Raw genomic sequence first — 26,629 nt, forward strand, 5'->3', positions numbered from 1 at the left:
GTTGCTTGTGGCAGCGCTGGAATAGTCTCATCTCATGAGTCCAGATGCCATGGTTGAAGACATCACCCACCTTCTAGAAGTCTGGGTAACCGGCTGGGCCGGTTGCCGCGGTTATGAGACCAGCACTGAAGGTCGCTTCCCCGCCGCGTTTCGGGCGGACACCACGCAGGATTGGGAATATTTTGCGCACGATCCCTCGGATTCCGAGTTCGCAGAGCTGGCCACGAAGACGGCAGAGGCGCCGGCGAGGATCCTCACCATCCTGAGCAACGACGTCGCGCGCTACATGTTCCTGGCCCAAAAACACGGGCTGAACGTGACGTCGGCATCCCAGAGCATGATGATCGTGGACATGGAAACCCAGGACGCCGAGGACCCTTGGCTTTCCGCCGACGACCTCTCGCTGGCAACTTCCGAGTCCAACGGCGTCCACCATGCCGTGGTCCATTCAGCAGAAACCGTCGCCGCCAGCGGGCGTGTTCTGGTGGTGGGCCACACCGCCGTATTCGACAAAATCGTCACCGAACCGGGCTTCCAGCGCCGCGGGCTAGGCAGCTTCATCATGAAAGCCCTTGCCGCGCAGGCGTTCGAACACGATGTTGAAGACGGCCTGCTGCTGGCTTCGTTGGACGGCCAGAAGCTGTACTCGCACCTGGGGTGGAAGCCGGTGAGCAAGGTATTGATGCTGTCCGCATCCGGAGAGGGTTCGGACCTTTCCGTCGGCTGACTTCCAGCCGGGATGGCGGGATCCGCCGGCCGGCGATTTCTGCCCTGGTGACAGAATGTTGAGGTGAACCCACATGACTCGCTGATCCCGTTGCTGGGCGGCGGCCCGGACCCGGAACAGCTCCGTCATGTGCGCACCATCCCCGCCCGCCGCGCGGTCCATGAGCCCTGGCCGGAGTGGGCACATCCCGATCTCGTGGCGGCCTACGGTTCCCTCGGAATCCACGAGCCTTACCGTCACCAGATCCAGGCCGCCAACCTCGCCCATGCAGGAAAGCATGTGGTGATCGCCACGGGCACGGCTTCCGGGAAGTCGCTGGCCTACCAGCTGCCGGCGCTGGACGCGATCCACCGCTCGGAGCTCCGGGTGCTCTCCGAACCGGGCAAAATCCACGACGACGGCGCCGTCACCCTTTACCTGTCCCCCACCAAGGCCCTGGCTGCTGATCAGCTGGCCGCCATCCGCGCGCTGAAGCTACCTACCGTCAGGGCAGAAACATACGACGGCGACACTGACCCGGCCTCGCGCCGCTGGATCAGGGACCACGCCAACTTCATCCTGGCCAACCCGGACATGCTGCACTTCGGCATTCTGCCCAACCATCCGTGGTGGGCCGGCTTCTTCCGCAGGCTGCGGTACGTCATTGTGGATGAGGCGCACAGCTACCGTGGCGTGTTCGGCTCGCACGTGGCCAACCTGATGCGCAGGCTGCGCCGTATCTGCACGTACTACGGCGCCGGCACCTCCCATCCCGGTCCGGTGTTCATTGCGGCTTCGGCCACGGCGTCCGAACCCGGCACGTCCTTCGGGCGGCTGATCGGGGCGCCCGTCCGTGCGGTGTCCGAAGATTTCTCGCCCCACGGTTCCACCACTGTGGCGTTCTGGGAGCCTGCCCTGACCGAGCTGCGGGGTGAGAACGGGGCCAAGGAACGCCGGACGGCCGTGGCTGAGACCGCCGATCTGCTGGCCAATCTGGTTTCCTCCCGCATCCGGACCATCGCCTTTATCAAGTCCCGGCGCGGGGCCGAGACCATCGCCTCCATCACCAAACGCCTGCTGAACGAAGTGGATCCCAGCCTGCCCCAGCGCGTGGCGGCCTACCGATCCGGTTACTTGCCTGAGGAACGGCGGGCCCTGGAACGTGCGCTGCGGTCCGGCGAGCTGCTGGGTGTTTCCAGTACTTCGGCGCTCGAGCTGGGCATCGACATATCAGGCTTGGATGCCGTGCTGGTTGCCGGTTGGCCGGGGACGCGGGCATCGCTGTTCCAGCAGATCGGCCGGGCCGGGCGCGCGGGCCAGGACGCCATTGCTGCCTTTGTGGCCAGCGACGATCCGTTGGACACCTACCTGGTGAACCACCCCGAAGCCATATTTGACGTCTCTGTTGAGGCCACGGTGTTTGATCACTCCAATCCTTACGTACTGGGCCCGCATCTGTGTGCCGCGGCCGCCGAGCTTCCCATCGGTATGGCGGAGCTGGGGCTGTTCGGCGGCACTGCGGAGAAACTGCTGGACCAGCTGGTGGCCCAGGGATACCTGCGCAGGCGGCCGGCAGGCTGGTTCTGGACGCATCCGCAGAGCGCTGCCGCGATGGTGAATCTGAGGGCCGACGGCGGCGGACCTGTAAGCATTGTGGATGCGGATACGGGTTCACTGCTGGGCACCATGGATTCGCCGCAGACCCACTATCAGGCGCACACCGGCGCCATTTATGTGCATCAGGGCGACAGCTATGTGGTGGAGCACCTGAACGAGGACGACCACTGCGTTATGGTGCGCCGGGCGAACCCTGACTACTACACCACGGCCCGGGACGTCACCCAGATCGAGGTGCTGGAAACGCAGCGAACGGCCCAGTGGGGCGATGTTGCCGTGCACTTCGGGGATGTGAAAGTGACGACACAGGTGGTCTCGTTCCAGCGCAAGGCGCTGATTTCGAATGAGATTCTGGGCGAGGAGCCGTTGCAGCTTGGCGCCAGGGATTTGTTCACGAAGGCAGTCTGGTTTGTGATGGACAACCGTTCGCTGACCGGCGCCGGACTCATTGAGGCACAGTTCCCGGGTGCCCTGCATGCTGCCGAACACGCCGCCATTGGTTTGCTGCCGCTGGTCGCATCGAGCGATCGCTGGGACATCGGTGGGGTGTCCACTGCGGTCCACGCGGACACCGGGGTGCCCACCATCTTTGTGTATGACGGACACCCCGGCGGCGCAGGATTCGCCGAGCGCGGCTTCGACAAGGCCAAGGTCTGGCTCGCTGCCACCCGGGACGCCATCAAAGCCTGCGAGTGCGAATCCGGCTGCCCGTCCTGTGTGCAGTCACCGAAGTGCGGGAACAAGAACAACCCGTTGGACAAGGCTGCGGCGATCACGCTCATCGAGGTGTTGTTGAAGGACGCTACTGAGCTGTTGGAAGCCGGGCCTGAACCAGGGCAGCTGGCCGGGCAGCCCGGCCCGCTGCCAGCGTTCTAGGCCGGCGGGGACTCAGGGCGGAGGTCCGGCTCTGGCACGGCCTGTTGCCGCGCCCAACATGGTCCGGGCCGTCAACTCTGTCCGGACCTCAACTGTTTGGCCACCTCCTTCATTGCAGCTGAGCAGCCTTGCATCGTGACGCGCTGCCACCTCGGCCGCAACCGCGCACGGTTCACCAGTGGTCACTTCCCGCGCCGCGTCTGCGCCAGCCAAGGCAGCGAGATCTGCCGCTGTTGCAGCGCGGGAGGCCATCACTGCCGATTGCGCCAGGAGGAGCAGCATGGCCATGGCTATCATGACCACCATGGCCAGGCCGGCAGCCAGCACAGTGCCGGACCCACGTTCCGAATGATCCGGCAATACGCCGCGCGCTTCCGGCCTCATGCAACGGCACTCCGGCCGTAGCAGCGCGACTCCACGGTGTGCACAAAAGCCACCGGGGCGACCACCGCCGCGAGCGGCAAACTCGCCGCGGCCGATGATGCTGTTTCGGCGCGCGCCGAGGCTCTGGCCGTCAGTGTCCACGGCACCGTGGAGCCGAACGGTCCACCCGCCCGGTCCGAGACTGTCACGCGGAGCCATTCGCCGTCGGCCACCACAGCCGCGGAGGCGGAAGCCCCCGCAAGCGTCCTGACAATCCCATCCACCGCCCCTGCACTTTCGCCTCGTGCGAGCGCCCGTGCACCCGCCCTGGCCGCTTCCTCCAGCCGCAGCTGGGTTACTCCGGCGGCGGATCCAGCCAGCAGCAGCGCCAGGAGCAGCAGAACTGCCGGCAGGACCACCGCTAGCTCCGCTGTCACCGCGCCCCTGGACCTGTCCCCGGTTCGGGATGTTCCGCCCCGGCCGGAGTTGACGGCGCCGCGGGCATTCCCCCGCCCGCGGACGTCATCGCCGCGATGCACCGGGGTCACGGCAAGGCCAGTGCCGTACGGATGAGGTTCAGCAGGAATCCACGGACTTCGTCGCTCCGAAGAATGAAGACCAGCAGCCCGGCGAACCCCACAGCTGCCAAAGTGGCGATGGCATATTCTGCGGTAGCCATCCCGGTCTCGGAGCCCGTCAGACCCTTGCGCGTGCGGCTGCGGACGCGTGGCTCCTCGCTGGCGCCCGGGTAAATCTCCAGGACGTCGGCCTGCCCCGGTTTCTTCTGCGCCACCGGATTAGCTCCCGTGTTGCCCGGACCGGCGGTGTTTGGACGGGCGCTGTTTGCACCGAGGTTATTTGAACTGGTTGACATGGTGTTCCCTTTCATTGGTCCCGGCTGATTTACCGGTTGTTCCGACTCTCCCGGCCCGGAATCAAACCGGTAAGAGTTGAGTTCGGCTAAGTGGATAAAACCTTGTAGGCGCTGATTGTGGAGGGATGGACATCCCTGTGGAGGAAGACTTCTGCCTAGGCTCCGGCCGGGATCAGGGCAAGCAGCACCGGCACGACGCCCAGGCAGATGAATGCAGGAAGCGAGCACAGCCCGAGCGGAATCACCAGCTTCACGCCCAGCGATGCAGCGCGCTTCTCCGCGGCTCTGAAGCGCTCGCGCCGCATCCTGGCAGCCTGCGCGTAGAGGATGGCAGACGAAGGCGCTCCCGTGAGTGCGGCAAAGCCCAGCGCATCCCGCAACGCCAGGATTTCCGGCGATCGGACCTCGGAGCTGCGCCAAGCTGTCTCCCAGTCGGCGCCGATGGCAAGCGCCGACACCACAGGACGCAGCGAACGGCCGTATTCAGTCGACGCCGACGCGGCCACGAGTTCGAGGGAACGGCCAATGCCGGATCCGGCGTCGAGCATGGCGGCAACGAGTTCGAGCATCATGGCGGTGTCACGCAGGCCCTGCCGAGTGGACCGCGAGCCCTCTGGTTTGTCCGCACCGTCCCCGCCGCCGGGTACTTCTGCCCCGTCGGTGCCGCTCCAACTCCGCCGTCGATTGAGGAACCGTTTCCGCACCCGGGCACGGTCCGTGAACGCGAGGGCAGCAGCTGCGGCGAGAAGGGCCACCATCAGGACGCCCGGGAAAAATGCGCCCGGCAACAGTGCGCCCGTCATGGCGACCCTGCACCGGCTGCGGACCGGACCAGCCGAGCCGACCAGATCCGGCCGGCGACGGTCAGCGCAACGCCGGCGGCGAGGGCAGCCATGCCCAGGGGTGTGCCAAGCAGAATGGCCAGCGGGTCAACGCCCAGCGCGATTCCCAGCCCCAGCCCCAGCAGCGGAAGCCAGGTGAGCAGGCTGACCGTGGCCTTTGGCCCGGCCAAGGCTGTCTGCCTCGCGGCCTCAGCGTCGTCCTCGACTTCAAGCTGGGCTGCGAATCGGGTCAGGACATCCGCCAGAGGGCATCCGCTGGCCTCTGCGATGTCAAAGCATGCAGCCAGCTCCGACCAGATCCGGGGTTCGCGGCCGCCTGATTGGGGGAAAGCTGCCGCTCCAGCAGAACGGATGGCGTCCGCAACGGGGGAACCCCGGAGGGCGGCGGCGCGGGCAGCGGCTAGCATGGACAAGGATCCGGGACTGATTCGCGGACCCTCGGTGCGGCCGGCCGGCCTCCCGCCAGGATCACCGGCCACGGCGTAGACCAGCCACAGTTCGTCCCAGAGCCGCGCCGGTGTGCGCCCGCCCTTCAACAGAGCGGCAAGCTGCTGGACCACCAGCGTCATGGAGATGTGTGCCCCTCCCCGGTTGAAGCGACCGGCCGGCACGGCCCCTCCGAAGGCCCCGATCCGGCCGGAACGCCGTCGGATGGTCCTGGCAGCGAGCGTTGTGCCCTCGTCCCTGGCAGACCGTCCGCCCAGTGCATAACGCACTCGAGCAGCCAGCCCCCGCGGAGGCCGCAGGACGAGCCACAGCGCCAAGCCAATGACCGTCATCAACAGGGGAATCATGCGGCAGCCCCTGATCCGGTTGGAATCCGCTCGCCGAGCCGCGAGACACCGTTTTCTGGACGAGCCGCGCAGGCCGGCAGGGCAGCGCCATCTGGAAGTGCGACGCTGTCCAGTCCAAGTCGCTCAGCCAAGGTAGCCCATGCCGGACCAAAACTCACGTTGCTGCCGTGGACTTCCAGGGCAGCAGTTACGGCAAGCCCGCCGGCTTCGTCCCCCACTACGCCGATGCAGGCAACATGGCGCCCCCGCCCAGCCGACCTCTCCACATGGACAACCACATCCAGCGCACTGGCAGCCTGGAGCCGCACCGCGTCCTGACCCAGTCCGGCGAGCGCACCCAGCGCCGTGAGCCGGGCGGGGACGGCGGCAGCTGTATTGGCATGGATGGTGCCGCCACCGCCAGTGTGGCCGGTGTTCATCGCGGTGAGCAGTTCGCGGACCTCGGCGCCGCGGCATTCCCCCACCACCAGCCTGTCCGGGCGCATCCGAAGTGCCTGGCGCACCAGTTCACCCAGGTCCACCTCGCCGCCGCCTTCCAGATTTCCGTGGCGGGATTCAAGGGACACAACATGCGGGTGGACCGGATTGAGTTCGGAGGCATCCTCGATGAGCACCAGCCGTTCCCCGGGAGAGCAAAGCCCCAGCAGCGTCGACAGCAAGGTGGTCTTGCCGGAGCCGGTGGCGCCGCTGATGAGGAAACTCAGCCGCCGCTCCACCACCCGTTCAAGCACATCCTGGACCATCGGAGTGAACATTCCACCCGCGCGCAGCTCGTCCATGGAGAACACCTGTTCCCGCCGGATTCTGATGCTCAGCAGCGTTCCGACGGTCGAGATCGGAGGGAGGACAGCGTGGACCCGGTAGCCGCCGTCGAGCCTGACATCCACGCACGGCGAACCGTCGTCCAAACGGCGGCCACCGGCAGCCACCAAGCGGGACGCCAGCGCGCGGAGCTGTGCTTCGCCGGCAAACGCCACCGGAGCCCGTTCAATGCCCTTGCCGCGGTCAATCCAGACCGAGTCCGGGGCATTAACAAAGATGTCGGTCACCGTCGGATCCCGGGTGAGCTGCTGCAACGGGCCAAGCCCGTTCAGTTCGGCACTGATGCGCTCGACGGCGGCAAGGGACCCTGACGTTCCCAGCAGTTTGCCCGTGGCCTGCACTGCAGCCGCGACGCGGGAAGGGGTCACGGGTCCGGCGTCTGCCATGACCGATTCGCGGACAGATTCCAGCAACCCGGAGTCCATCACACGGGCCTGCCGGCGGCGGACGCCCAGGGAAGGAGGAACCGGCGAGTACCCGCTCACGGCAGGTCACCGGCAGCCAGGTCACCGACGAGCAGGTCCAGCACCGAGGCGGCGAAGCGGCGGACACCCCGCCGTTTTCCGAGTTCCAATAGGCGCCCGAGTTCCGTCGCCGCAGCCGCACCGCGCACTTCCGGCATGACCCCGTGCAGCGGCAATCCCACGGAATCGGCAATCAGCGAACCGTCCAGGGCCGCGCCTGCTTTCCCCCGGACAACCAAGGCGGTCTCCACCGGTGGAAGTTCCTGGAGCAAGCGGGCGGACGCTACGGCTGCCTTCAGCTGGGCCGGCGCCACCACCAGGATGCGGTCGCAGTCCCAGGCGAAGTTACGCAATGGCTCCGTACCCCTGCCGATGTCCACCACCACCAGCTCGTAGCCGCGTCGGGCGGCATCGAGCACCCCGCCCACCGTGGCGGAATCCACAGTTGCCGGCCGGTCCCGGCTGCCCGGCCATGACAGGAAGGAGAAGCCTCCCGCCACCGGCAGGGCGTCCGAAAGCTGTTCGGGATCAATACTGCCGCTGGCGTCGGACAGGTCCGGCCACCGGAGCCCCGGCGATTCCTCGGCGGCCAGGGCCAGCTCAAGTCCGCCGCCCCACGGGTCGCCGTCCACCAGCAGCACCCGGGCGCCGAGCCCTGCCGCGGCCTGCGCTATCCAGATGGCAGCGGTGGTGGCGCCGGCGCCGCCGCAGCCGCCGGTTACCCCGAGCACCAGTCCCCCGGCTTCGGGCGACCTCGATCGGCTGAGATACTCAGCCAGCCACGCCGCGGCGTCCGGGAGGACCGCCACCCGCTCTGCGCCCAGTGCTGCTGCAAGATGCCACAGGCTGTCTCCCTCGCCGCTCAGACCCACCAGCACGGCAGGAGCCCTGCGGCGGGGAGGCAGTTCGCGGACATCGCTCCCCACCAGCACGGCGGCGGCCGTGTCCCAGAACTGCGCGGCCTCGGCGACGTCGGCCACAACCCTCAGTTGCCCGCCGGCCGCGGCCACGATCCGCTCAACTTCTCCCCGGAGGAAGTCGAAGCCGGTGACAAGAAGGACTTCGGCAGAATCGGCGGGAAGCCAGGCACCTGGCCCTCTGGCCGCCTCCTGGGCACGCTGTGCCAGCCGCGGAGAACGGCCCTGGGAAAGCCCGTGCGCCGACCCCGGAGGCCGGCCAAGGACCGGGGCGCCGGGCGGACCGGCGACCGGACCGGCCAGGCCGGAGGGGGTAGTTGACCCTGGATTCTGTTGATGGTGCCTGCTCATGCAGCCACTGTTCCCGGCGCGGGCACGAAGAATAAGGGGCGGATGGGGCTATGTGGACAACCCGGAAAGTGCGGCACCTGTGGAGGACGGGTGGGAGGCTCCGGCCGGCACGTCAGGTGAATCTTCGGCACATGCGGACGCCAGCTGTCCGCGAAGCGGCCGTTCGCGCGCGGAACCGCGCCCGCAGCAGGGCAGAATTGAGCCTATGCATCTGCTGCTCGCCGCCCACACCGACGGCGCAGCTCTACAGGAACTCACCGCGGCAGGAACACCGCACCCAGACAACCCGGAACCGCGGGTCATCAGCGCCGGAGGGCTCGCCGCCGTCGTGCGTGACCTCGAAAACCGTGATCCCGGAAAGCCGCGCCCGCGCTGGATCTGGCACCGCACACAGGAGTGGTACCCCGCGCTGCTTGGCGCGGGCGTGGAGCTGGAACGCTGTTACGACCTCACGCTGTGCGGCGCCATCCTGAGTTGCTCGGAGTTCACGTCCCACACTCCTTATGCCAGGAACGCCGAAAAACCCACGCTTGATGACGGTCTCCAGCAGCCGCCCCGCTCCCTTCAGCCACCGCCCCCTCCGGCGGACCAGGGCTCGCTCTTCGACGCACCCGGCCACGCCACGGCACCGCAGCATTCGCTGGAGGGCCTCCGCATCGAATATGCCGCGCAGCAGGACGCACTTGCCCAAGCGAATCCGGAAGGCAACCGGAAGCAGCGCCTCCAGCTCCTGCTGGCGGCGGAGTCCGCCGGCGCCATGATCGCTGCCGAAATGCAGCACACGGGGGTGCCCTGGCGGGAGGAGCTGCACGAGCAGATCCTGGCGGAGTATCTGGGCCCGCGCCCTCCCAGCGGCCACCGCCCGGCCAAGCTGGAGGCTCTCAACGCCGAGCTGCGGCAACTGTTAAATTCGCCAGGCCTGAACCCGGACTCCCCGCAGGAGCTTATGCGGGCCCTGCACCGGAACGGCATCGAGGTGAAAACCACACGCCAGTGGGAGCTCAAGGAATCCTCCCACCCGGCCATCGAGCCGCTGCTTGCGTACAAAAAACTGGCCAGGCTGCACGCGGCGAACGGCTGGGCCTGGCTGGACGCCTGGGTGAAAAACGGCCGCTTCCAGCCCGAATATGTGGTAGGTGGTGTGGTGTCCGGCCGCTGGGCGTCGCGCGGCGGCGGTGCCCTGCAGATTCCGCGGCAGATCCGCGGCGCCGTGCACGCCGATCCGGGCCACAAACTGATCGTGGCGGATGCCGCCCAGCTGGAGCCGCGCGTGCTGGTGGCGCTGGCCCAGGACTCCAAAATGGCCGAGGCCGCCCGGGACAAGGACCTCTACGCGGGCATCGCCGCGCAGGGTTTCGGAGGCGACCGGGCCAAGGCAAAGATCGCACTGCTTGGCGCCATTTACGGCGCCACCACAGGAGAATCCGGCCGGCTCATGCCGCAGCTGTCCCGTACGTATCCGCGCGCCGTAGGGTTTGTGGAGCAGGCCGCGCGCGACGGTGAGGCAGGCAAGACCGTGACTTCCCGCCTGGGCCGCAGCAGCCCGCCGCCGTCCGAACGCTGGTTCCAGAGCCAGCAGTCCAGCACCGCCGAGGAACAGCGCCGGGCGGACTCGATCGCGCGCTCCCGTGGCCGGTTCACCCGCAACTTCGTGGTGCAGGGTTCCGCCGCGGACTGGGCTGCGTGCTGGCTTGCTGAATTACGACGGCGGCTCCGCACCATGCGTTCCGAAGGCTCCCCTACCGGGGAGCTCGTGTTCTTCCTGCACGATGAAGTGATGGTCCATGCGCCCGAGGCTTCCGTGGACGCGTGCATCCAGGCCATCGAAGAAGCCGCCAACGCCGCGAAGGAGCTGCTGTTCGGCCGGATCCCTGTGGAGTTCCCGGTCAGTGTGGCCGTAGTGGACTCCTACGACAACGCCAAGTAACGCGGCTCGGCTGATTTTAGAAAAATCGGCCCTGCCGCACGGCTTGTATTTATCTATTCGATGTGTTTATCTACAGGTGGCCTCAGGCACTCTTTCTCGGTCAGCTTCAACCAACTACAAGATTCGGGGGGATCATGAGTAGAGGTATGAGAGCGGGCATTTCAACTATCGCGCTGGCGGCGTTGGCCGGTTCAGAGCTCGATTGCGGACGATACCGCGGCGCTGCCTGACAGCAAACAAACGCTCAAAGACATCACCATCACGCAATCAGTTTCAGCGGCCCCGGTTCCAGCCCCGGCGAAGGTTAAGAAGTCAAAGACCGGCATCACACCTATGTCTATGTCCGTAGCCTACAGACGAGCGTCCCATTATGCGGGCAACTGGGCTCTTTACACCCAGGCGAATGTCGACTTCTACTTCGACTGGAGCAGAGTCGTATCTAGCTACGGATACCAGAGCGCAGGGGCATTCGGTCTGAACACCGTTCAGACTCTTGGCATAGGCCGCAGCTACGCAAGCCGATGGCAGCATAGCTGGAATGCACGCACTGACGCGGGTGTCGGCGCGCCGACGCCGTGGGGAAACGTCAACGTCTACCACCGGATTTTGCTCCAGCATGCCAATGTCTACGGTGACGGCGCGTGGTACACATGGCAATCACAGTGATTGAATCCAGCTGAAATACTGGGGCCGGCCACAGCAGGTGGCCGGTCCTCCCCAAAGATCGAGGCGCGTTGCTACATATCGAAGATCTGTCCAAGGCGTATGGGAAGAACTCCGTCATCGCATCATTGACAATGACTTTCCCGTCCAAAGGTATTCACCTCATTGCAGGTGACAACGGGGCGGGTAAGACCACGTTCTTCAAATGCATAGCAGGATTAGAGACATACCAAGGTTCGATCACATGGAACGAGAAGCCGGCAGCGGACTACATTTCTTTCGCTTTCGACGACGCCCCCGCCCACAATGAGTTGACAGGGCTACAGAACCTGAGTGCCCTGCTGGACATAGCTCTGAACCGACTCAAGTCTGACTCTTCGACGTTTCAGCTTCTATCGAGAGATCGGCTTGAGAAAAAGACGAAGTCATACTCACTCGGGCAGCGTAAAAAGCTCTCGCTCACCGCTGCCTTCTTGGATACCAGGCCTTGCATTCTATTGGATGAGCCAACGTCCGGCCTGGATGCGACGGGGAGGAAGACACTTCGGGATCAACTCGAACATGCCGCCCAGACGCGGTGCGTCATTGTCTCTGACCACTACTTGGATTTTTATGCGGGGCTGGCTAGCACGTTGTATTCGGCTGGCCCGGCCGGCATTAGGCGGGTACCCGCCGAGTCCCTCACCCGCGCGTCCGACGAAGGAGCAAGCCCGCGATGACGAAGCTACTCCGTTCTCTCAGAACTGAACTTAGGTACCAAGCATGGAGCAAGATGCTTCTCTCGCCGTTGGTCATCACCGTCTTGTCACTCGGTGCAGCCTTTAGCGGGAGCGTCAGCAATGCCGCGTCCTCCCTGGATCGACTGCTGTCGACTAAGGCTCAAGCGGAGGCCAACGGCATCAGCCTTGGCGACGCCATGAATCACCCACTCAACATATCGGTGCAGGGAAACCAACAGGTCATGGACAACCCTCTCCGATTTGACTATGAAACCGCATACAACGCCCACAGGGCACTTGATGGGCTCAACTCCATCGGCACGGGTCTGGAAATGATCACGTTTATCGTCCTGCCTATACTCTTTTTTACATACGGGTGCGCAGTGGCAGTAACCGACGTCCGTCAGCGGATCCTAAAGCAGCGCGTAAGTGTTCAAGGCCGGCGCCCATACGTGCTGGCAAAAGTCATGATGATCACGGCTACAGCCATAGCTTCAGTGCTTTTGTGCGCGGCTCTAAGCATCGCGGCCGCTCCCATACTGAAGGCAGTTTTCCTTACCGGTACCAACTTTGACTTCTCCTTTGATGTCCAGGCTGCCGGGAACAACAACCCGGCGGCGCAGATTGGCTTTAGCGCCGCCACTGCCTTTTTCTTCGGACAGCTTGGATTCTTCGTAGGGCTGGCAACGAGGTCCATAGTGCTTCCATCGCTCCTGGCATTCGCGCTACTGATGGTGGCACCCTTCGCAGGGCCCTATGATCCGAGGAATATTCTTTCGACCGCGGGACAGTGGGTTTTCAATTTTTGGGGCGGCTTCACCCCGCGGGCAATGTTCCCCGTCCCCGCGGGAGTAGGGCTGCTGCTCATGATGTTGGGATTGTGTTCCATCGCGGCATGCTGCGCCATAGTCTGGGCGCGCCGAACAAAGTTCGTTTGAACCCAATGGTCTTCCGGCCCCCGCATGTCATTGCCTCCGATCCTGCTGCTGCGCGTGCGCTGGATGCTTTCCGCCGTCTCGGGGCCTTCACTTCTTCTGGTGCGGCTGCACGGAAAAACGACGAGGCCTTTCTTGAAAATCCACCCTGCATCGCCGGGTGGTTGCGTTGCACATGAATCTGACCGGTGACGGCTACGGGTTCGTGGCATAGGGCGTTCCGCCGTCGTGGTGCCTTGAGGGCCGCGATGTTCTCGTGTCGCGGTCGCGGTCGCGGCATGAACCGCTCTGCTTTCCCGCACACACGCAGGCGGATCATCCGCCGCCGATGCACTTTGAGGCGGCGAGCCGGCGGTCGATCATTGCAGCGCTCATCCCGGCCAGCAGCACCGGCTGTGCATCGGTCAGGTCCAGGGCCTTCTCGGCCCGCAGCTACGGCACCGTACTTGGCCTGCCTCGGTGGCCGCGGACGAACCACCCTGAGCCTGAACGCCCCGCCCAACGACGTCCTGGCATAGTCCCGGTGCCATCCCGTCAGCGCGGTGAGCTCGTCCAGGATCTGGGACTTGCGCTTGCTTGCTGCACGCGATTATTCAACAGCCAGCTTCCTGGTCACAGCCTTACGCTCACTCATCGAAAGCTCCATCCGTCAGGCGTACCCCGAAACCCGGCCCGAAAGCATCAGATAGCCGGAGATTTCCAGATGAGGCAACGATCCCCACTACGCGGAGGTATTAGATGAGTCAACTCGGTTCCTTGCCCGAGCCGGAGCGGCAGAGGAAACTGACCACATGAGCCACGGCAATGGACACACCAAGAGCAAAGGCCACGGAGAATCCAACGGCAAGCCCACAGGCAAAAAGGTGCGCCCCGGCACGGCGTTGAACGAGTATCTGACGTTCCAGCTGACTGAGCTCGAGGAATACCTGCCGCTGGCTGCAGCGGCGGACCCCGAAGCCATCCACGCCGCGCGGCTCGCCCTGCGCCGCTTCCGCTCGGTGACCACCTGCTTCAAGCCGCTGCTGCCCGCTTTGCCGGCTGACGACGTCGCACGCTTGAAGAAGCTGGCCAGGCAATTGGGCGAGTCCCGGGACGCCTACGTTCTGGCGCAGCGGCTCACATTGGCCCTGGATACCAGGGAGTCGTGGCGCCGTATGTCGGCGCTCCGCGGGTTTGTGGAGGCACTCAACGCGCACGCAGCCCAACGGGCAGCCGCCGTGACAGGAGCGGGAGGGGTCGCAAGGCGCGGCTACCCTGCGCTCCTGAGCTTGCGGCAGGCTCTCGAGACCCGGCCGCCAGATGAATCACCCACGGAGGCCAAGGCGCGCAATCGCATCCCCCGGCGTGCTGTGACAGCTGCCCTTCAGGATCGGTGGGAGCGGGTTCAGCAGTACATGGAGCAATCGCTGGCGGAAGTCCCGGAAGACCGGCACAACCGGGACCTCCACGAGGTCCGGAAGGAGCTCAAGTGCCTGCGGTACGCGGCGGAATCTGTTGCACCAGGCTATAAGGGTGCCGCGCTGGCGATCGTCCAGCCGGCAATCGCGCTGCAGCGGCTGCTGGGCGAGCAGCACGACGCCGTGGTGTCCCGCCTGGTACTGGCACAGGCCGCCGGTGTCCACTCTATTGATTCCCGGGACGCGGCCGCGCTGGATGAGCTGGAAAGCCACCGCGCAGCAAACGCCGAAGTGGAGTATTACCGCGCCGCGGCGATGAATCCGGTACCGGCACCCGCGTCGGCACTGGCCCGCTGACCGGCACCTGCACCGGCACCGGCACCGGCACCTGCACCTTAACGGCGACCCTGGCGGGTTGCCAGTCAATCAGTCATCAGAAGCGGAATACGTCCAACTGTGTAACGTACCCGGCAGTAGCTGGCTGAGTGTCGTAGCCCCGGCTATGGTCAAAGAGATCGGGCCGTTCTTCCATCTACGGCCGGTGGATGCGATGCAGCATAAGCAGGGGGAGGTTCGGTACCTATGGCGGGCAAGTTCGAAATACACAGGGATGGCTCAGAATCATTCAGGTTCCGGCTGACGGATGGCGACGGCAATATTGTGGCCGTGTCTCCGCATTTCAAGCACATCAGCGGTGTGGTGGCCGGCATCAATGCGATGCGTGAAAATGCCGCCACGGGCATCGTGGTGGACCTGCGTCAGCAGCAGCCGCAGAACTAGAGGTCCAGCTCAAGCAGCCGCGTGGCGTCCCAGGGAACGGCCCAGCCCAGCTGGTCAAACAGCTCGTTCAGGATCAGTCCGGTGAAACCCCACACCACTACCCCGTTGACTGCAAAAGCCGGGCTCCTGAACGTCTGGCCCAGCCGGCTGACGGTCGCAGTGAGCCGGTTCGCAGGGTCCAAAAGGTCGCGGACCGGGATCCGGAAAACCTGCGCGGATTCGCCGTAGTCCACCACCCGCACCGGCGACGGCGCCGCCCACCACGCCAGCACGGGCGTCACCAGGAAATTACTCCGGGGCAGCGCAAGTTGGGGCATCACGCCGAGCACTTCGACACCGCCGGAATCGAGCCCCGTCTCCTCTTCGGCTTCCCGCAGGGCAGCCGCCACAGCGGAGGTGTCCTTAGGGTCGATGCTGCCGCCGGGGAATGCCACCTGCCCGGGGTGGGAGTCCAGGGTATGGGCGCGTTCCAGCAGCAGGACATCAAGATCCGCCGGCGCCAGGGGCTTTCCGGACGCGGCTGGAACATCGTCCAGTGCGCCGAACAGCATCAGTACAGCCGCCTCGCGGGCAACCGCGCGGTCAACCGAGAGCGCCCGCAACTGCGGATTCCGGGCAGGACCCGTCCCCGCGTGGATCGCCTCGACGAGGTCAACGAGGTCCTGGCGGGCCGTCATTGTGGTCTCTTCTGTGACTCCATGCGGATTTCCGCGGCACGGTGGGTTTCCGCGAGCAACTGCGCCAGGAGTGCTTCCTTGCCCGGCGCGAGCTCATACTTCAGCAGCTTCGCGGCCTTCTCCGGGTCTGTCTCGCCGGCACCATACGACGGGCACCAGTTAGCAACAGAGCAGGCGCCACAGGCCGGTTTGCGGGAATGGCAGACACGCCGGCCATGGAAAACCACGCGGTGCGACAGCATGGTCCAGTCCTTGGGCTCGAAGAGCTCGGCAACATCGAATTCGATCCGGACGGGATCCTCGGACTCCGTCCACCCGAACCGGCGGGCCAGCCGCCCGAAGTGTGTGTCCACCGTGATTCCCGGAATGCCGAATGCGTTCCCCAGCACCACGTTGGCGGTTTTCCGCCCGACACCGGGAAGCGTCACCAGATCCTCCAGCCGCCCCGGCACCACGCCGTCGTACTCATCCACCAGCCGCGTGCCCAGCGCCATCAGGTTCCGTGCCTTGGCGCGGAAGAAACCGGTGGGCTTGATGATGGCTTCCAGCCTCGCGGAATCAGCCTCGGCCATGCTCCGCGCATCCGGATACCTGGCAAACAGGAGCGGGGTGATCTGGTTGACCAGCACATCGGTGGTCTGGGCGGACAGCACGGTTGCAACCACCAGCTCGAACGGGTTCCGGAAATCCAGCTCGGCATGCGCGTACGGATACTGCTCAGCGAGCGCCCGGTTGATCCTGCGCGCCCGGCGCTTGAGCGCCAGCTCTGACTCGCCGGACGGCTGCGGCTTGAGCGTACCGGGCAGCGGCGTGCCGGGCTTGGCTGCGACTCGCTGGGCGATACCGGATTTCGGTGTGCGGGAGGTGTCCACGCGTCAGGCTAGCCGCGTTCGATGTTGCTGAGATCGCGCAGTACGCCCACGCGGCCGTCCGTGTGCTGGACGAGGAATTCGTGTCCGCGGTCCTCGAGTGCCAGCACCCAGCCGCCGGGCTCAATCCCGAAAACCGGTGCGCCGGTCCGCGGGTCAACAGCCGTGCGGTATTGCGACACGGCAAACCAGAAGGCCTCGTGAACGGGCTGGTGATCTGATTCCTCGGGCCGGCTTGCCGGATCCACGGTTGCGCCGATCGGGCTGTGCGACCTGACCAGCGGGTTCGCCGTGGTGGCAGCGAGGGGCTCAGCGGCAGCCGGTTTGGCGGCGGATTCCGTGGGGGTACCGTTCCCGGCATGTCCGGCGGCGTCCGCCCCGTTGCCGCTGTCCGCTGGGGACCCGGCTGTTACCGGTGTTCCATCCAGCCGGGTCTCTTCGGCGGCCGGCGGTGTTGCGACGGCCGGTGTGGCGGAAGACGTGGCGGCTGAAGCCGCTGAGGAGGAAGGCTCGGAAGGGGACGGCTCGGAGACAGAGGACCGCTCCGGGGCAGAAGCATCTGCGGCAGGTGGCTCAGAAACAGACGGCTCTGTTGCAGAAGGAACGACGGCGGGGGCCCCGGTTCCGGGAGCCCCGGGAGCTGTGTTGGTGGCCGGCCAGGCAGCCGAGTCAGGCGCCGTTCCCGCCGGGCCCGGAACAACTCCGGTGTGGGCTGCGGGGGTGCCGGCCTGCGATACCGGGCCACCCTCCGTCGGGCCGTCCGTTGACGGTTTTGCCTGCTTCGGCGCCTTGGGTTCATGGGGCGCTTTGGGCTTGCGTGTGGGGGCTGCAGCGTCCCGGGCCACAATGTGGGCCGGGAATTCGGCGCGGTTCTGGAAGTCGCCGGCGAAGAACGGGATAAAGCGGCCCAGCACCGTGGCGGCAAATAAAAGAAGAGAGCCGATCAGCGCCACCAGCATGCTGGGGACAAACGCGGCGGCAACCGCAACGAAGAAGAAGGCCACGGCGAAGGACGCCACCACGGAGCCCAACTGGTCAATTGAAAGCGAGCCGACGCGCACCGTGGTTTCCGGTGAAAGCCGCCGGGCGACGAACAGTGCGGTGACAATCAGGGGAAGAACGATTCCCAGCCCCAGGAAGAAAAGGCTGCCCATGTTCCACAGGTTGTAGCGGACGGTGAACATCGGGAGCAGCGAGGCTACAAAAAGGATCAGCGTGGCTGCAAAAACGGTCAGGTCACGCACCGTGAACGGGCCGAGCACAGCTTCGTTACGGATGGCCGTTTTACTGCCGCCAGCCGTGGCCGCTACCTTCTGGCCTGTCTGGGGTCCGGCGGAGTCAGGCTGCACACCTGGCTGCGCGCTCTTCGGCGCGTCTCCCGACTGGCCGTGGTCCTGGCCAATGCTCTGGTTGTTCATTCTGTTCTCCTTAGCGTGGCGGCACTCTGGGCTGCGTCATTCAAAAGACTGCTCATTCAAAAGTCTGCTCGTCCAAAGAGTTCCGTCTAATGGCAGGCAGACACCGGACCGCGCGCGGTCCGGCTGCTTCCATCGAATGTCACAATTCCATCTCAGCCTAGCCAAGTGCTTGGCCGATCACTAGCCGACAGCCCGGAAACCAGGAGTCCGCCACGTCACTCCGGCAGCGAGTGGGAGTCGGTTCAATCGTGGCACAACATGCGCTAAGCCAGTCCCTTCCGGCCGCCCCGTTCAGGGCGGGTTCCCAGTGCCCGGGTGAACTCTGCCGGGTTGTCGTGTGCGGAACGGGAAACCAGCAGGTGGCGCGTTGTGGTGCGGCGTGCGAAGTACCTGGCATAGGGAACGATGATCACGGTGTCCAGGCCGCCCTCCCAGGCAGCAATCAGGGCAGGCAGGCTTTGCCTCAATGGCGAATCCCCGGCCCTTTTGAGCGGCACAATTTGAAGGCTCTGCTCCCAGTCGTTGTAGGCCCCTTGATCGATTCCGACCGCGCCGTACCCCGCCCACCAGAACGGCGGCATGACCGGATGAAGATTCTCCCCCGGCCTGGATGCGGCACGGATTTCTTCAGGTGACATCAGTCGTGGCGGGTTCGGATCCTCGACGCTGTACCACTCCCAGGCCCGGTCCCATGCGATGAACGCTCATCCCACTCTGCAACGGTGGCTGAATCCGGCAGCTTCGAATCACCGGCCTCAGGAAGCGGGTCAAGCTCAGGGACGTCCGCGGCGGTGCCTATACCCCGGGCTTGCCGGACGAACAAAAGGATGAGCAGGTGATGCGGGACGTCATTTACCCTGATCACCATGCCCTGCGGCCAGGGTTGTGCGGCGTCGGCACCGAAAATCTCATCTCTCCCCCAACTTCCGACGCGTCTTCGCCATCTCCGGAGCCGCACCGGTGGCGCAACCCGGCAGTTCGTCGTCGTAATCTACTCCTCCAGGACCCGGCCGGAGCACCATTCAACGCTTAATAAACGCCGTTCACGGCGCTGCTTGTGACCGGGGACACGTAGCGGCGGAGTCAGGCGCTAGTCTTTATGGCGGAACAGCTCTTTGCGGAATGTCCGTGATCGGCCGCTGCCGGACGTCGCGCACAGCGGCACGGCGCGGCATGGTGGCGGTGCGTCCCGCGCAGCAAGGATCGATGAATGATGAGGTTCACCATGTCCCAGGACACCCCCGGCTCGACGGCCACCGCTGCCACCGACTCCCAGCAGGGCGATGCGTTTGAAAACCTGCTCCACGAGAACCGCAAGTTTGCCCCGTCCGAAGAGTTCGCCGCCAACGCCGTGGTCACCGCAGCCGACTACGCGGAGGCCGACGCCGGCCGCCCGGCTTTCTGGGCGAAGAAGGCACGCGAACTGCTCACCTGGAGCAAGGACTTCACCGAGGCATTGGACTGGTCCAACCCGCCGTTCGCCAAATGGTTTGTGGGCGGCGAGGTCAACGCCGCGTACAACGCCCTGGACCGCCACGTGGAAAACGGCCTGGGCGACCGGGTCGCCATCTACTTCGAGGGCGAACCCGGCGACACCCGCACCTACACGTACGCGCAGCTGACCGAAGAGGTCAAGAAGGCGGCCAACGCGTTCGAGTCCCTGGGCGTTTCCAAGGGCGACCGCGTGGCCGTGTACCTGCCCATGATCCCCGAAGCCGTCATCACCATCCTGGCCTGCGCCCGGATCGGCGCCGTGCACTCCGTGGTGTTCGGCGGCTTCTCCGCTGACGCGCTCCGCTCCAGGATCGACGACGCCGAGGCCAGGCTCGTGGTCACAGCGGACGGCACCTACCGCCGCGGCAAGCCCAGCGCCCTCAAGGCCGCCGTTGATGAAGCGCTGGCCAAGGACGGCCACTCCGTCCGGAACGTGGTGGTGGTGAAGCGCAACGGCCAGGACGTGGACTGGCACGAGGGCCGCGACCAGTGGTGGGATGACACCGTTGGTGCCGCCTCCACCGAGCACACTGCCGTCGGCCATGACTCCGAGCACCCGCTGTTCATCCTCTACACCTCCGGCACCACGGGCAAGCCCAAGGGCATCCTGCACACCACCGGCGGCTACCTCACCCAGGGCGCCTACACGCACAAGGCAGTCTTTGACCTGCATCCGGAGACAGACGTCTTCTGGTGCACGGCCGACGTCGGATGGGTTACCGGCCACACGTACGTCGCCTATGCGCCGCTCATCAACGGCGCCACCCAGGTCATGTACGAGGGCACCCCGGATTCCCCGCACCAGGGCCGCTGGTGGGAGATCGTGGAGAAGTACAAGGTCTCCATCCTCTACACCGCGCCCACCGCGATCCGGACGTTCATGAAGTGGGGCCGGGATATCCCGGACAAGTATGATCTCTCCTCCATCCGTGTGCTCGGCTCCGTGGGCGAACCCATCAACCCCGAAGCATGGATGTGGTACCGCGAGGTCATCGGCGGCAACAAGGCGCCCATCGTGGACACGTGGTGGCAGACCGAGACCGGCGCGCAGATGATCGCCCCGCTCCCCGGGGTGACGGCCACCAAGCCCGGCTCCGCCCAGGTTGCGCTGCCCGGCATCGCCGTGGACGTGGTGGATGAACTCGGCGAATCCGTTCCGGACGGCCACGGCGGCTTCCTGGTCATCCGTGAACCGTGGCCAGCCATGCTGCGCGGCATCTGGGGCGACCCTGAGCGCTTCAAGGAAACCTACTGGTCCCGGTTCGAGAACATCTACTTCGCCGGCGACGGCGCCAAAAAGGACGAGGACGGCGACGTCTGGCTCCTTGGCCGCGTGGACGACGTGATGAACATTTCCGGCCACCGGCTCTCCACCACGGAAATCGAATCGGCGCTGGTCAGCCACCCGGCAGTGGCCGAGGCCGCCGTTGTCGGTGCCGCGGACGAGACCACCGGCCAGGCCGTGGTGGCGTTTGTGATCCTCCGCGGGGACGCCGTGGATTCCGGCGACAAAATTGTCCAGGAACTGCGCAACCACGTGGGCAAGGAAATCGGCCCCATCGCCAAGCCCAAGACCATCCTGGTGGTGCCGGAACTGCCCAAGACCCGGTCGGGCAAAATCATGCGCCGCCTGCTCAAGGACGTCGCCGAGGGCCGCGAGGTGGGCGATGCCACCACCCTGGCGGACAACACGGTCATGCAGCAGATCGCCAACTCGCTGAAAAAGTAGGTACCGCCCTCCGGTGGTCAAACCCGTCATCCGGTGATTGAACCGGTCATCCGGTGGTTGAGCCTGTCGAAACCTGGTTTCCACAAGTTCAACCGCCGGATGACACGTTTAACCGGATACTCATCACCAATTTGTTGTTTTCCGTTCTTTCCTGATCCCTTTTGAGAGGTTATAGTCGTTGTCATGTGAGGCGTCTCACATGCAGCTGATTTTCAAGGGAGAGAAACATGGCAGCATTTCTGGAACCGTCCGCGGCAGCCGCCCCGGGGCGCAGGACCATCCTCAAGACCATGGGCGTCGGCGCGGCAGGCCTTGCGGGAATCCCCCTGCTGGCTGCCTGCACCGGCGGCAGCGGCCCCTCCGGGGGAGGTTCGGAATCCACCGGACTGACCTTCGGTTCCGGTTCCTCGGATGCGGTCCCCAAGAAGGCCTACAAGGCCGTCACCGACGCGTTCGAGGCCAAGAGCGGCAAGAAAGTCTCCACGAATGTGGTGCCGCACAACGACTTCCAGAACCAGATCAACTCCTACCTGCAGGGCTCCCCGGACGACACGTTCACGTGGTTCGCCGGCTACCGCATGCAGTTCTACGCGGAGAAGGGGCTGCTGGCCCCCATCGACGACGTCTGGGAGTCGATCGGCGCCAACTACTCGGATGCCCTCAAGAAGGCCTCCACCGGCCCGGACGGCAAGATGTACCTCGTCCCCAACTACAACTACCCGTGGGGATTCTTCTACCGGAAGAGCCTCTGGACAGCAAAAGGCTACGAGGTACCCAAGACATTTGATGCGCTGAAGACCCTCGCCACCAAGATGAAGGCGGACGGGATCATCCCCATCGGCTTCGCGGACAAGGACGGCTGGCCGGCCATGGGCACGTTCGACTACATCAACATGCGGCTCAACGGCTACCAGTTCCACGTGGACCTCTGCGCCCACAAGGAATCCTGGGACCAGAAGAAGGTCAGCGACGTCTTTGACACGTGGTCCGCGCTGCTGCCGTTCCAGGATCCGGCAGCTCTGGGCCAGACCTGGCAGGATGCCGCCAAGGCCCTGGAAGCGAAGAAGACCGGAATGTATCTGCTGGGATCGTTCGTGACCCAGCAGTTCACTGACCCGGCGGTCCTGGCCGACATCGACTTCTTCCCGTTCCCCGAAATCGCCATGGAAGGAATGGACGCCGTCGAGGCTCCGATCGACGGCCTGCTGCTCTCCAAGAAGGGCGGCGAGAACAAGGCGGCCCGCGACTTCCTGGCCTTTATGGGCACTCCCGAGGCCCAGGACGCCTACGCAGCCGTCGATCCCTCCAACATCGCCACGGCCAAGGGAGCGGACACGTCCAAGTTCACCCCGCTGAACAAGAAGAATGCGGACACCATCGCCAACGCCAAGTACATCAGCCAGTTCTTTGACCGGGATGCGCTGCCGGCCATGGCCAATAACGTCATGATCCCGGCCCTGCAGACCTTCATCAAGGACGGCAAGATGGACGTCAAGAACCTCGAGGCCCAGGCCAAGACGCTCTACGCGGCGCAGTAAGCGGGGAACGTTCAATGACCTCCACAGCACGGGACCTGGTTCCACCCGGATCGCGGGCGGAACCAGGAAGGCCCGCGAAACGCATCCGCTCCGGCAGGGTCCGCAGACTTTCCAAAAGAGACAAGCTGGTTCTGGCCGTCATGGTGGGCATCCCCACCCTGATCCAGCTGGTACTCATCTGGCTGCCCACCCTGATGTCCGTCGGGCTGAGCTTCACCCGCTGGAACGGCCTGGACCTGGGCAACATCAGGACCGCCGGAATGGACAACTACCGGTTCATCACCCAGGACTACCCGCCGTTCTGGCCTGCCATGGGGCACAACCTGCTGTGGCTCGGCTTCCTGGCTTTGGTTGCCACTCCCCTGGGGCTCCTCCTGGCTGTGCTGCTGGACCAGAACATCCGCGGCAGCAGGATCTACCAGAGCATCTTCTTTGCCCCCGTGATGTTGTCCCTCGCGCTCGTGGGCATCATCTGGCAGCTGTTCTATCAGCGGGACAACGGCCTGCTGAACTTCCTGCTGGGCACAGCGGGGACACCGCAGGCCGTGGACTGGTTCGGGGATCCCTCAGTCAACATCTGGGCGGCCATGGTTGCCGCGACGTGGCGGCACTCGGGCTACGTCATGCTGCTGTACCTGGCCGGGCTCAAGGGCGTGGATCCCACCCTGCGCGAGGCAGCATCGATCGACGGCGCCAACGCGTATCAGTCATTCTTCCGGGTGGTCTTCCCAGCCATGCGTCCGGTCAACATCGTGATCGTGGTCATCACCATCATTGAATCGCTGCGCGCCTTTGACGTCGTCTATGTCATCAACCGCGGCACCAACGGCCTGGAACTCCTCAGCGCCTTGGTGATCCAGAACCTGGTGGGCGAAGGCCAGGTGATCGGCGTCGGCTCGGCCCTGGCAGTGGTGCTGCTGGTCATCTCCCTTGTCCCGATCGTCTTCTACCTAAGCCGCACCTTCGGCAAGGAGAACAAAGCATGAGCACCACAGCCAGCCGGACCCGCCCCGGCAGCAACGCTTCCGGGGAAACGCGTTCGGGCAGCCGGCCCAGACGCCATTACGGCACCCACATATTCCTGAGCGTTATGGCCGTGATGTGGCTCATCCCGCTCGGCTGGTCCGTGTACACAGCGCTGCGCCCCGTCGAGTCCACCAACGAATACGGCTACTTCAGCTTCGGAGGCGACTTCAACTTCGACAACTTTGTCCAGGCCTGGAACCAGGGCGGCTTTATCAGGTACTTCTGGAATTCGGTGATCATTACCGTACCGGCCGTGCTGCTGACGCTCCTGCTCGCTTCGATGATGGCCTTCGCCGTGAGCCGGGTGAACTGGAAGTTCAACGTCACCCTGCTCATCATGTTCACAGCCGGCAACCTCCTGCCGCCACAGGTGCTGGCGGCGCCGCTCTTCGAGATGATGAAACACTTCGAGGTGCCGTACTCGGTCAGCGACTCCGGGAACATGCTCAATACGTACATCTCGGTCATCGCCGCGAACACCGCCTTCCAGATCGGCTTCTGCACCTTCGTTCTCTCCAACTACATGAAGGCGCTGTCGGCCGACCTGACCGAGGCTGCCCTGGTGGACGGAGCCGGCATCTGGCGCCAGTACTGGGAAATCATCATGCCGCTGTGCCGTCCGGCGTTCGCCGCGCTGGGCACCCTGGAAGTCATCTTCATCTACAACGACTTCTTCTTCCCGCTGCTGTTCATCCAGAGCGGTGACCGCCTGCCCATCACCACCGCCATCAAAAACCTGCAGGGCCAGTTCCTCAACGACTACAACCTGCTGGCTGCCGGGGCCGTTATCACGGTGATTCCCACCCTGATCATCTACCTGGTGCTCCAGCGCCAATTTGTTGCCGGGCTGACTCTTGGTGCCAGCAAGGGTTAGGCCATGATGGAAGCTGCCGTTCCGGCCCGCGCCGTCCTTCCGTCCGAAAGGGAATCCATGCTCCCCGCAGCACGCCACCAAGCCATTATTGAAACTGTCCAGCGCGAACGCGTCGTCCGCGTCTCGGACCTCGCCCAGCAACTGGGCGTCTCGCTGATGACAGTGCGCCGGGACATCGAGCAGCTCGAGGAGTCCCGGCAGGTTGAGCGCATCCATGGCGGCGCCAAGCTACCGGGGGAAGCCAGCACCCACGAGCCCGGCTTTGAACTGAAATCCACCCAGTTGACGGCGGAAAAGCAGGCCATCGCCGTGGAGGCTGCCACGCTGGTGCACGAGGGCATGGCCGTGGGGCTCAGCGCCGGAACCACCACCTGGGCGCTGGCCAAGGAACTCGTCAAGGGCCCGCGCATTACAGTTGTCACCAATTCTGTGCGGATCGCCGATCTCTTCCACCACGGATCGTCCTCCGGGGCAGCCCGCTACGGCTCAACGGTGATCCTGATCGGCGGCGAGCGCACGCCGTCGGACGCGTTGGTGGGACCCATCGCCACCGCCGCCCTGAAACAGCTGCATCTGGACCTCCTGTTCCTCGGCGTCCACGGCATGGATGCCGTCGCAGGATTCACCACACCCAACGTGATGGAGGCGGAAACGGACAGGGCATTTGTTGCCGCAGCGCGCAAACTGGTGGTTCTGGCCGACCACAGTAAATGGGGAACATTCGGAATCAGCACCATCGCCGCGCTTGAAGAGGCGGATGAAGTCATCAGCGACTCCGGGCTTTCCGGCGACGCCCAGCGGATCCTGCGGGAGCAGGTCAGCCGGCTCAGGATCGCCACCGTCTGATCACCGGCGGTCGAGCCCGTCGGGACCTCCGCACCGGTTCAGCGCGGCTCGGGATCCGGACGGCTCAGCGTTCGGACGGCTCAGGGGCAGCCGCATGATTGCCGTGTGCGCAGCTCGGTGGGGAAGATCCGGTGTTGCGGTTCCTGGCCCCGGGCGGCGCCCACCAGTGCACCCACTGCGGCTTCCGCCATGGCGCGCACCGGCTGCTCCACGGTGGTCAGGGCCGGCCAGCTGTATTCGGCCTCAACGGAACCGTCAAAGGACGTCACGGCGATGTCTCCGGGAACAGACAGCCCGGCCTCGCGGATGGCCCGCAGGATGCCTATCGCGTGCATATCGGAACTGGCAAATACCGCCGTCGGCCGGTTGGCTGCGGCTACCAGCCGCTTCCCCGCAGCGTAGCCGCCGGGCCGGCTGAAATCTCCGCGCACAATCGGCCCCTCGGGCAGCCCGGCCGCCGCGAGAGCCTGCAGCCAGCCCTGTTCGCGTCCGTCTAGAGAGTTGGACACGTTGGACCCCATGGCCAGTGCGATGTTTGTGTGTCCGTGGCCGATCAGGTGGTCAACGGCAATCCGGGCGCCGGCTGCCAGGTCAACACCCACGCTGTTGAATCCGGGGGCCTCGCCCGCGTGGTTCAGCAGCACCGAGGGGATTTCGGCCGATTCAAGGTCTGCGAGATCCGGTTCGAACAGGACGCTGGCCAGCACCACACCGTCCACCTGGCGGGCGGCCAGGTTGCGGATGTGCTGGCGTTCCTTGGCCGGGTTCCCGTCCGAGTTGGTCAGCAACAGAGCATAGCCAAGCTCGGCAGCCGCGTCCTCTACCGCATGTGCGAGCAGGGAAAAAAACGGGTTGCTGTTGTCCGGGATGACCAGGCCGATGGTTTCGCTGGACCCCAGTTTGAGCGCCCGCGCCGCCGCATTGGGCCGGTAGCCCAGGATACGGATGGCATCCTGCACCTTGGCCTCCGTTGCCGGCGCCACTTTCTTGGGTCCGCCATTAACCACATAACTGACGACGGCGGTGCTCACCCCTGCGTAGCGGGCAACATCTTTGCGGGTTACCGGTGTCCGCGGGGTGGGCACTGCCGAGGTCGTCATGAGATACATGC

General features: G+C 65.0%; 23 protein-coding genes. 11 read left to right on the forward strand and 12 right to left on the reverse strand.

The window, feature by feature from the left end; translation table 11 throughout:
* The first annotated feature begins 34 nt into the window (after window positions 1-34).
* Window positions 35-727: a GNAT family N-acetyltransferase gene (locus V3C33_15255; GenBank protein ID XAS66821.1), complete on the forward strand. Its 693-nt coding sequence runs from the start codon at window positions 35-37 to the stop codon at window positions 725-727.
* Between the two features lie 63 nt (window positions 728-790).
* Window positions 791-3,199 (forward strand): DEAD/DEAH box helicase, encoded by a 2,409-nt coding sequence (locus V3C33_15260; GenBank protein XAS66822.1) that lies wholly within the window; start codon window positions 791-793, stop codon window positions 3,197-3,199.
* Between the two features lie 12 nt (window positions 3,200-3,211).
* Here V3C33_15260 and V3C33_15265 read toward each other — a convergent pair whose 3' ends face one another.
* From V3C33_15265 to ssd, 7 genes are all read right to left on the reverse strand, one after another.
* Entirely contained in the window at window positions 3,212-3,583 is a 372-nt protein-coding gene (locus V3C33_15265) for an Rv3654c family TadE-like protein (protein XAS66823.1), read from the reverse strand.
* Window positions 3,580-4,110 (reverse strand): TadE family type IV pilus minor pilin, encoded by a 531-nt coding sequence (locus V3C33_15270; protein XAS66824.1) that lies wholly within the window; start codon window positions 4,108-4,110, stop codon window positions 3,580-3,582. The genes V3C33_15265 and V3C33_15270 overlap by 4 nt, the downstream gene beginning before the upstream one ends.
* Complete coding sequence (locus V3C33_15275; GenBank protein XAS66825.1) at window positions 4,107-4,436, reverse strand: DUF4244 domain-containing protein; 330 nt, start codon at window positions 4,434-4,436, stop codon at window positions 4,107-4,109. Before V3C33_15275 ends, V3C33_15270 begins: the two co-directional genes overlap by 4 nt.
* A 155-nt stretch (window positions 4,437-4,591) precedes the next feature.
* Entirely contained in the window at window positions 4,592-5,239 is a 648-nt protein-coding gene (locus V3C33_15280) for a type II secretion system F family protein (protein XAS66826.1), read from the reverse strand.
* The gene (locus V3C33_15285) at window positions 5,236-6,072 is read right to left on the reverse strand and encodes a hypothetical protein (GenBank protein ID XAS66827.1); all 837 of its coding nucleotides are present in this window, start codon (window positions 6,070-6,072) and stop codon (window positions 5,236-5,238) included. The genes V3C33_15280 and V3C33_15285 overlap by 4 nt, the downstream gene beginning before the upstream one ends.
* A complete protein-coding gene (locus V3C33_15290) occupies window positions 6,069-7,319 on the reverse strand; it encodes a TadA family conjugal transfer-associated ATPase (protein XAS69754.1) in 1,251 nt (416 codons plus the stop codon). The genes V3C33_15285 and V3C33_15290 overlap by 4 nt, the downstream gene beginning before the upstream one ends.
* A 56-nt stretch (window positions 7,320-7,375) precedes the next feature.
* Entirely contained in the window at window positions 7,376-8,626 is a 1,251-nt protein-coding gene (gene ssd / locus V3C33_15295; protein ID XAS66828.1) for a septum site-determining protein Ssd, read from the reverse strand.
* A 205-nt stretch (window positions 8,627-8,831) separates the two neighbouring features.
* On the opposite strand from ssd, the gene V3C33_15300 reads away from it, so the two are divergent.
* The 4 genes from V3C33_15300 to V3C33_15315 all read left to right on the forward strand — a co-directional run bounded on the left by V3C33_15300 (window position 8,832) and on the right by V3C33_15315 (window position 15,047).
* Window positions 8,832-10,553 (forward strand): bifunctional 3'-5' exonuclease/DNA polymerase, encoded by a 1,722-nt coding sequence (locus V3C33_15300; protein XAS66829.1) that lies wholly within the window; start codon window positions 8,832-8,834, stop codon window positions 10,551-10,553.
* Window positions 10,554-11,931: 1,378 nt separating this feature from the next.
* Window positions 11,932-12,873, forward strand: a complete 942-nt coding sequence (locus tag V3C33_15305) for a hypothetical protein (protein ID XAS66830.1) — start codon at window positions 11,932-11,934, stop codon at window positions 12,871-12,873.
* A gap of 788 nt (window positions 12,874-13,661) precedes the next feature.
* Window positions 13,662-14,624, forward strand: a complete 963-nt coding sequence (locus V3C33_15310) for a CHAD domain-containing protein (GenBank protein ID XAS66831.1) — start codon at window positions 13,662-13,664, stop codon at window positions 14,622-14,624.
* Between the two features lie 225 nt (window positions 14,625-14,849).
* Complete coding sequence (locus V3C33_15315; GenBank protein XAS66832.1) at window positions 14,850-15,047, forward strand: DUF1508 domain-containing protein; 198 nt, start codon at window positions 14,850-14,852, stop codon at window positions 15,045-15,047.
* Here V3C33_15315 and V3C33_15320 read toward each other — a convergent pair.
* From V3C33_15320 to V3C33_15335, 4 genes are all read right to left on the reverse strand, one after another.
* Window positions 15,044-15,724 (reverse strand): CoA pyrophosphatase, encoded by a 681-nt coding sequence (locus V3C33_15320; protein ID XAS66833.1) that lies wholly within the window; start codon window positions 15,722-15,724, stop codon window positions 15,044-15,046. The genes V3C33_15315 and V3C33_15320 overlap by 4 nt on opposite strands.
* Window positions 15,721-16,530, reverse strand: coding sequence for an endonuclease III (nth, locus tag V3C33_15325; GenBank protein XAS69755.1), 810 nt, complete (start codon window positions 16,528-16,530; stop codon window positions 15,721-15,723). The genes V3C33_15320 and nth overlap by 4 nt, the downstream gene beginning before the upstream one ends.
* 74 nt (window positions 16,531-16,604) lie before the next feature.
* Window positions 16,605-18,011, reverse strand: a complete 1,407-nt coding sequence (locus V3C33_15330; protein XAS66834.1) for a hypothetical protein — start codon at window positions 18,009-18,011, stop codon at window positions 16,605-16,607.
* A 263-nt stretch (window positions 18,012-18,274) separates the two neighbouring features.
* The gene (locus tag V3C33_15335) at window positions 18,275-18,649 is read right to left on the reverse strand and encodes a hypothetical protein (GenBank protein XAS66835.1); all 375 of its coding nucleotides are present in this window, start codon (window positions 18,647-18,649) and stop codon (window positions 18,275-18,277) included.
* A 587-nt stretch (window positions 18,650-19,236) separates the two neighbouring features.
* Here V3C33_15335 and acs point away from each other — a divergent pair.
* The 5 genes from acs to V3C33_15360 all read left to right on the forward strand — a co-directional run bounded on the left by acs (window position 19,237) and on the right by V3C33_15360 (window position 25,518).
* Window positions 19,237-21,234 carry an acetate--CoA ligase gene (acs, locus tag V3C33_15340; protein ID XAS69756.1) on the forward strand — a complete coding sequence of 666 codons (1,998 nt, stop codon included), beginning with the start codon at window positions 19,237-19,239 and terminating at the stop codon, window positions 21,232-21,234.
* A gap of 227 nt (window positions 21,235-21,461) precedes the next feature.
* Window positions 21,462-22,772 (forward strand): extracellular solute-binding protein, encoded by a 1,311-nt coding sequence (locus V3C33_15345; protein XAS66836.1) that lies wholly within the window; start codon window positions 21,462-21,464, stop codon window positions 22,770-22,772.
* A gap of 14 nt (window positions 22,773-22,786) precedes the next feature.
* Window positions 22,787-23,758, forward strand: coding sequence for a sugar ABC transporter permease (locus V3C33_15350; protein XAS66837.1), 972 nt, complete (start codon window positions 22,787-22,789; stop codon window positions 23,756-23,758).
* Entirely contained in the window at window positions 23,755-24,672 is a 918-nt protein-coding gene (locus V3C33_15355; protein XAS66838.1) for a carbohydrate ABC transporter permease, read from the forward strand. The genes V3C33_15350 and V3C33_15355 overlap by 4 nt, the downstream gene beginning before the upstream one ends.
* 57 nt (window positions 24,673-24,729) lie before the next feature.
* Complete coding sequence (locus V3C33_15360; protein XAS69757.1) at window positions 24,730-25,518, forward strand: DeoR/GlpR family DNA-binding transcription regulator; 789 nt, start codon at window positions 24,730-24,732, stop codon at window positions 25,516-25,518.
* Window positions 25,519-25,598: 80 nt separating this feature from the next.
* Here V3C33_15360 and V3C33_15365 read toward each other — a convergent pair whose 3' ends face one another.
* Window positions 25,599-26,618, reverse strand: a complete 1,020-nt coding sequence (locus V3C33_15365) for a LacI family DNA-binding transcriptional regulator (GenBank protein XAS66839.1) — start codon at window positions 26,616-26,618, stop codon at window positions 25,599-25,601.
* Between the last annotated feature and the right edge of the window lie 11 nt (window positions 26,619-26,629).

The organism is Micrococcaceae bacterium Sec5.7, from assembly GCA_039636785.1.
Taxonomy (GTDB): Bacteria; Actinomycetota; Actinomycetes; order Actinomycetales; family Micrococcaceae; genus Arthrobacter.

Excerpts from the sequence above, each read along its gene's own strand:
- V3C33_15255 (XAS66821.1), top strand. The coding sequence starts at position 35 with ATGAGTCCAGATGCCATGGTTGAAGACATCACCCACCTTCTAGAAGTC.
- V3C33_15265 (XAS66823.1), bottom strand. The coding sequence starts at position 3,583 with ATGAGGCCGGAAGCGCGCGGCGTATTGCCGGATCATTCGGAACGTGGG.
- V3C33_15275 (XAS66825.1), bottom strand. The coding sequence starts at position 4,436 with ATGTCAACCAGTTCAAATAACCTCGGTGCAAACAGCGCCCGTCCAAAC.
- V3C33_15280 (XAS66826.1), bottom strand. The coding sequence starts at position 5,239 with ATGACGGGCGCACTGTTGCCGGGCGCATTTTTCCCGGGCGTCCTGATG.
- V3C33_15285 (XAS66827.1), bottom strand. The coding sequence starts at position 6,072 with ATGATTCCCCTGTTGATGACGGTCATTGGCTTGGCGCTGTGGCTCGTC.
- V3C33_15290 (XAS69754.1), bottom strand. The coding sequence starts at position 7,319 with ATGGACTCCGGGTTGCTGGAATCTGTCCGCGAATCGGTCATGGCAGAC.
- ssd (XAS66828.1), bottom strand. The coding sequence starts at position 8,626 with ATGAGCAGGCACCATCAACAGAATCCAGGGTCAACTACCCCCTCCGGC.
- V3C33_15300 (XAS66829.1), top strand. The coding sequence starts at position 8,832 with ATGCATCTGCTGCTCGCCGCCCACACCGACGGCGCAGCTCTACAGGAA.
- V3C33_15305 (XAS66830.1), top strand. The coding sequence starts at position 11,932 with ATGACGAAGCTACTCCGTTCTCTCAGAACTGAACTTAGGTACCAAGCA.
- V3C33_15310 (XAS66831.1), top strand. The coding sequence starts at position 13,662 with ATGAGCCACGGCAATGGACACACCAAGAGCAAAGGCCACGGAGAATCC.
- V3C33_15315 (XAS66832.1), top strand. The coding sequence starts at position 14,850 with ATGGCGGGCAAGTTCGAAATACACAGGGATGGCTCAGAATCATTCAGG.
- V3C33_15320 (XAS66833.1), bottom strand. The coding sequence starts at position 15,724 with ATGACGGCCCGCCAGGACCTCGTTGACCTCGTCGAGGCGATCCACGCG.
- V3C33_15330 (XAS66834.1), bottom strand. The coding sequence starts at position 18,011 with ATGAACAACCAGAGCATTGGCCAGGACCACGGCCAGTCGGGAGACGCG.
- V3C33_15335 (XAS66835.1), bottom strand. The coding sequence starts at position 18,649 with ATGTCACCTGAAGAAATCCGTGCCGCATCCAGGCCGGGGGAGAATCTT.
- acs (XAS69756.1), top strand. The coding sequence starts at position 19,237 with ATGTCCCAGGACACCCCCGGCTCGACGGCCACCGCTGCCACCGACTCC.
- V3C33_15345 (XAS66836.1), top strand. The coding sequence starts at position 21,462 with ATGGCAGCATTTCTGGAACCGTCCGCGGCAGCCGCCCCGGGGCGCAGG.
- V3C33_15350 (XAS66837.1), top strand. The coding sequence starts at position 22,787 with ATGACCTCCACAGCACGGGACCTGGTTCCACCCGGATCGCGGGCGGAA.
- V3C33_15355 (XAS66838.1), top strand. The coding sequence starts at position 23,755 with ATGAGCACCACAGCCAGCCGGACCCGCCCCGGCAGCAACGCTTCCGGG.
- V3C33_15360 (XAS69757.1), top strand. The coding sequence starts at position 24,730 with ATGCTCCCCGCAGCACGCCACCAAGCCATTATTGAAACTGTCCAGCGC.
- V3C33_15365 (XAS66839.1), bottom strand. The coding sequence starts at position 26,618 with ATGACGACCTCGGCAGTGCCCACCCCGCGGACACCGGTAACCCGCAAA.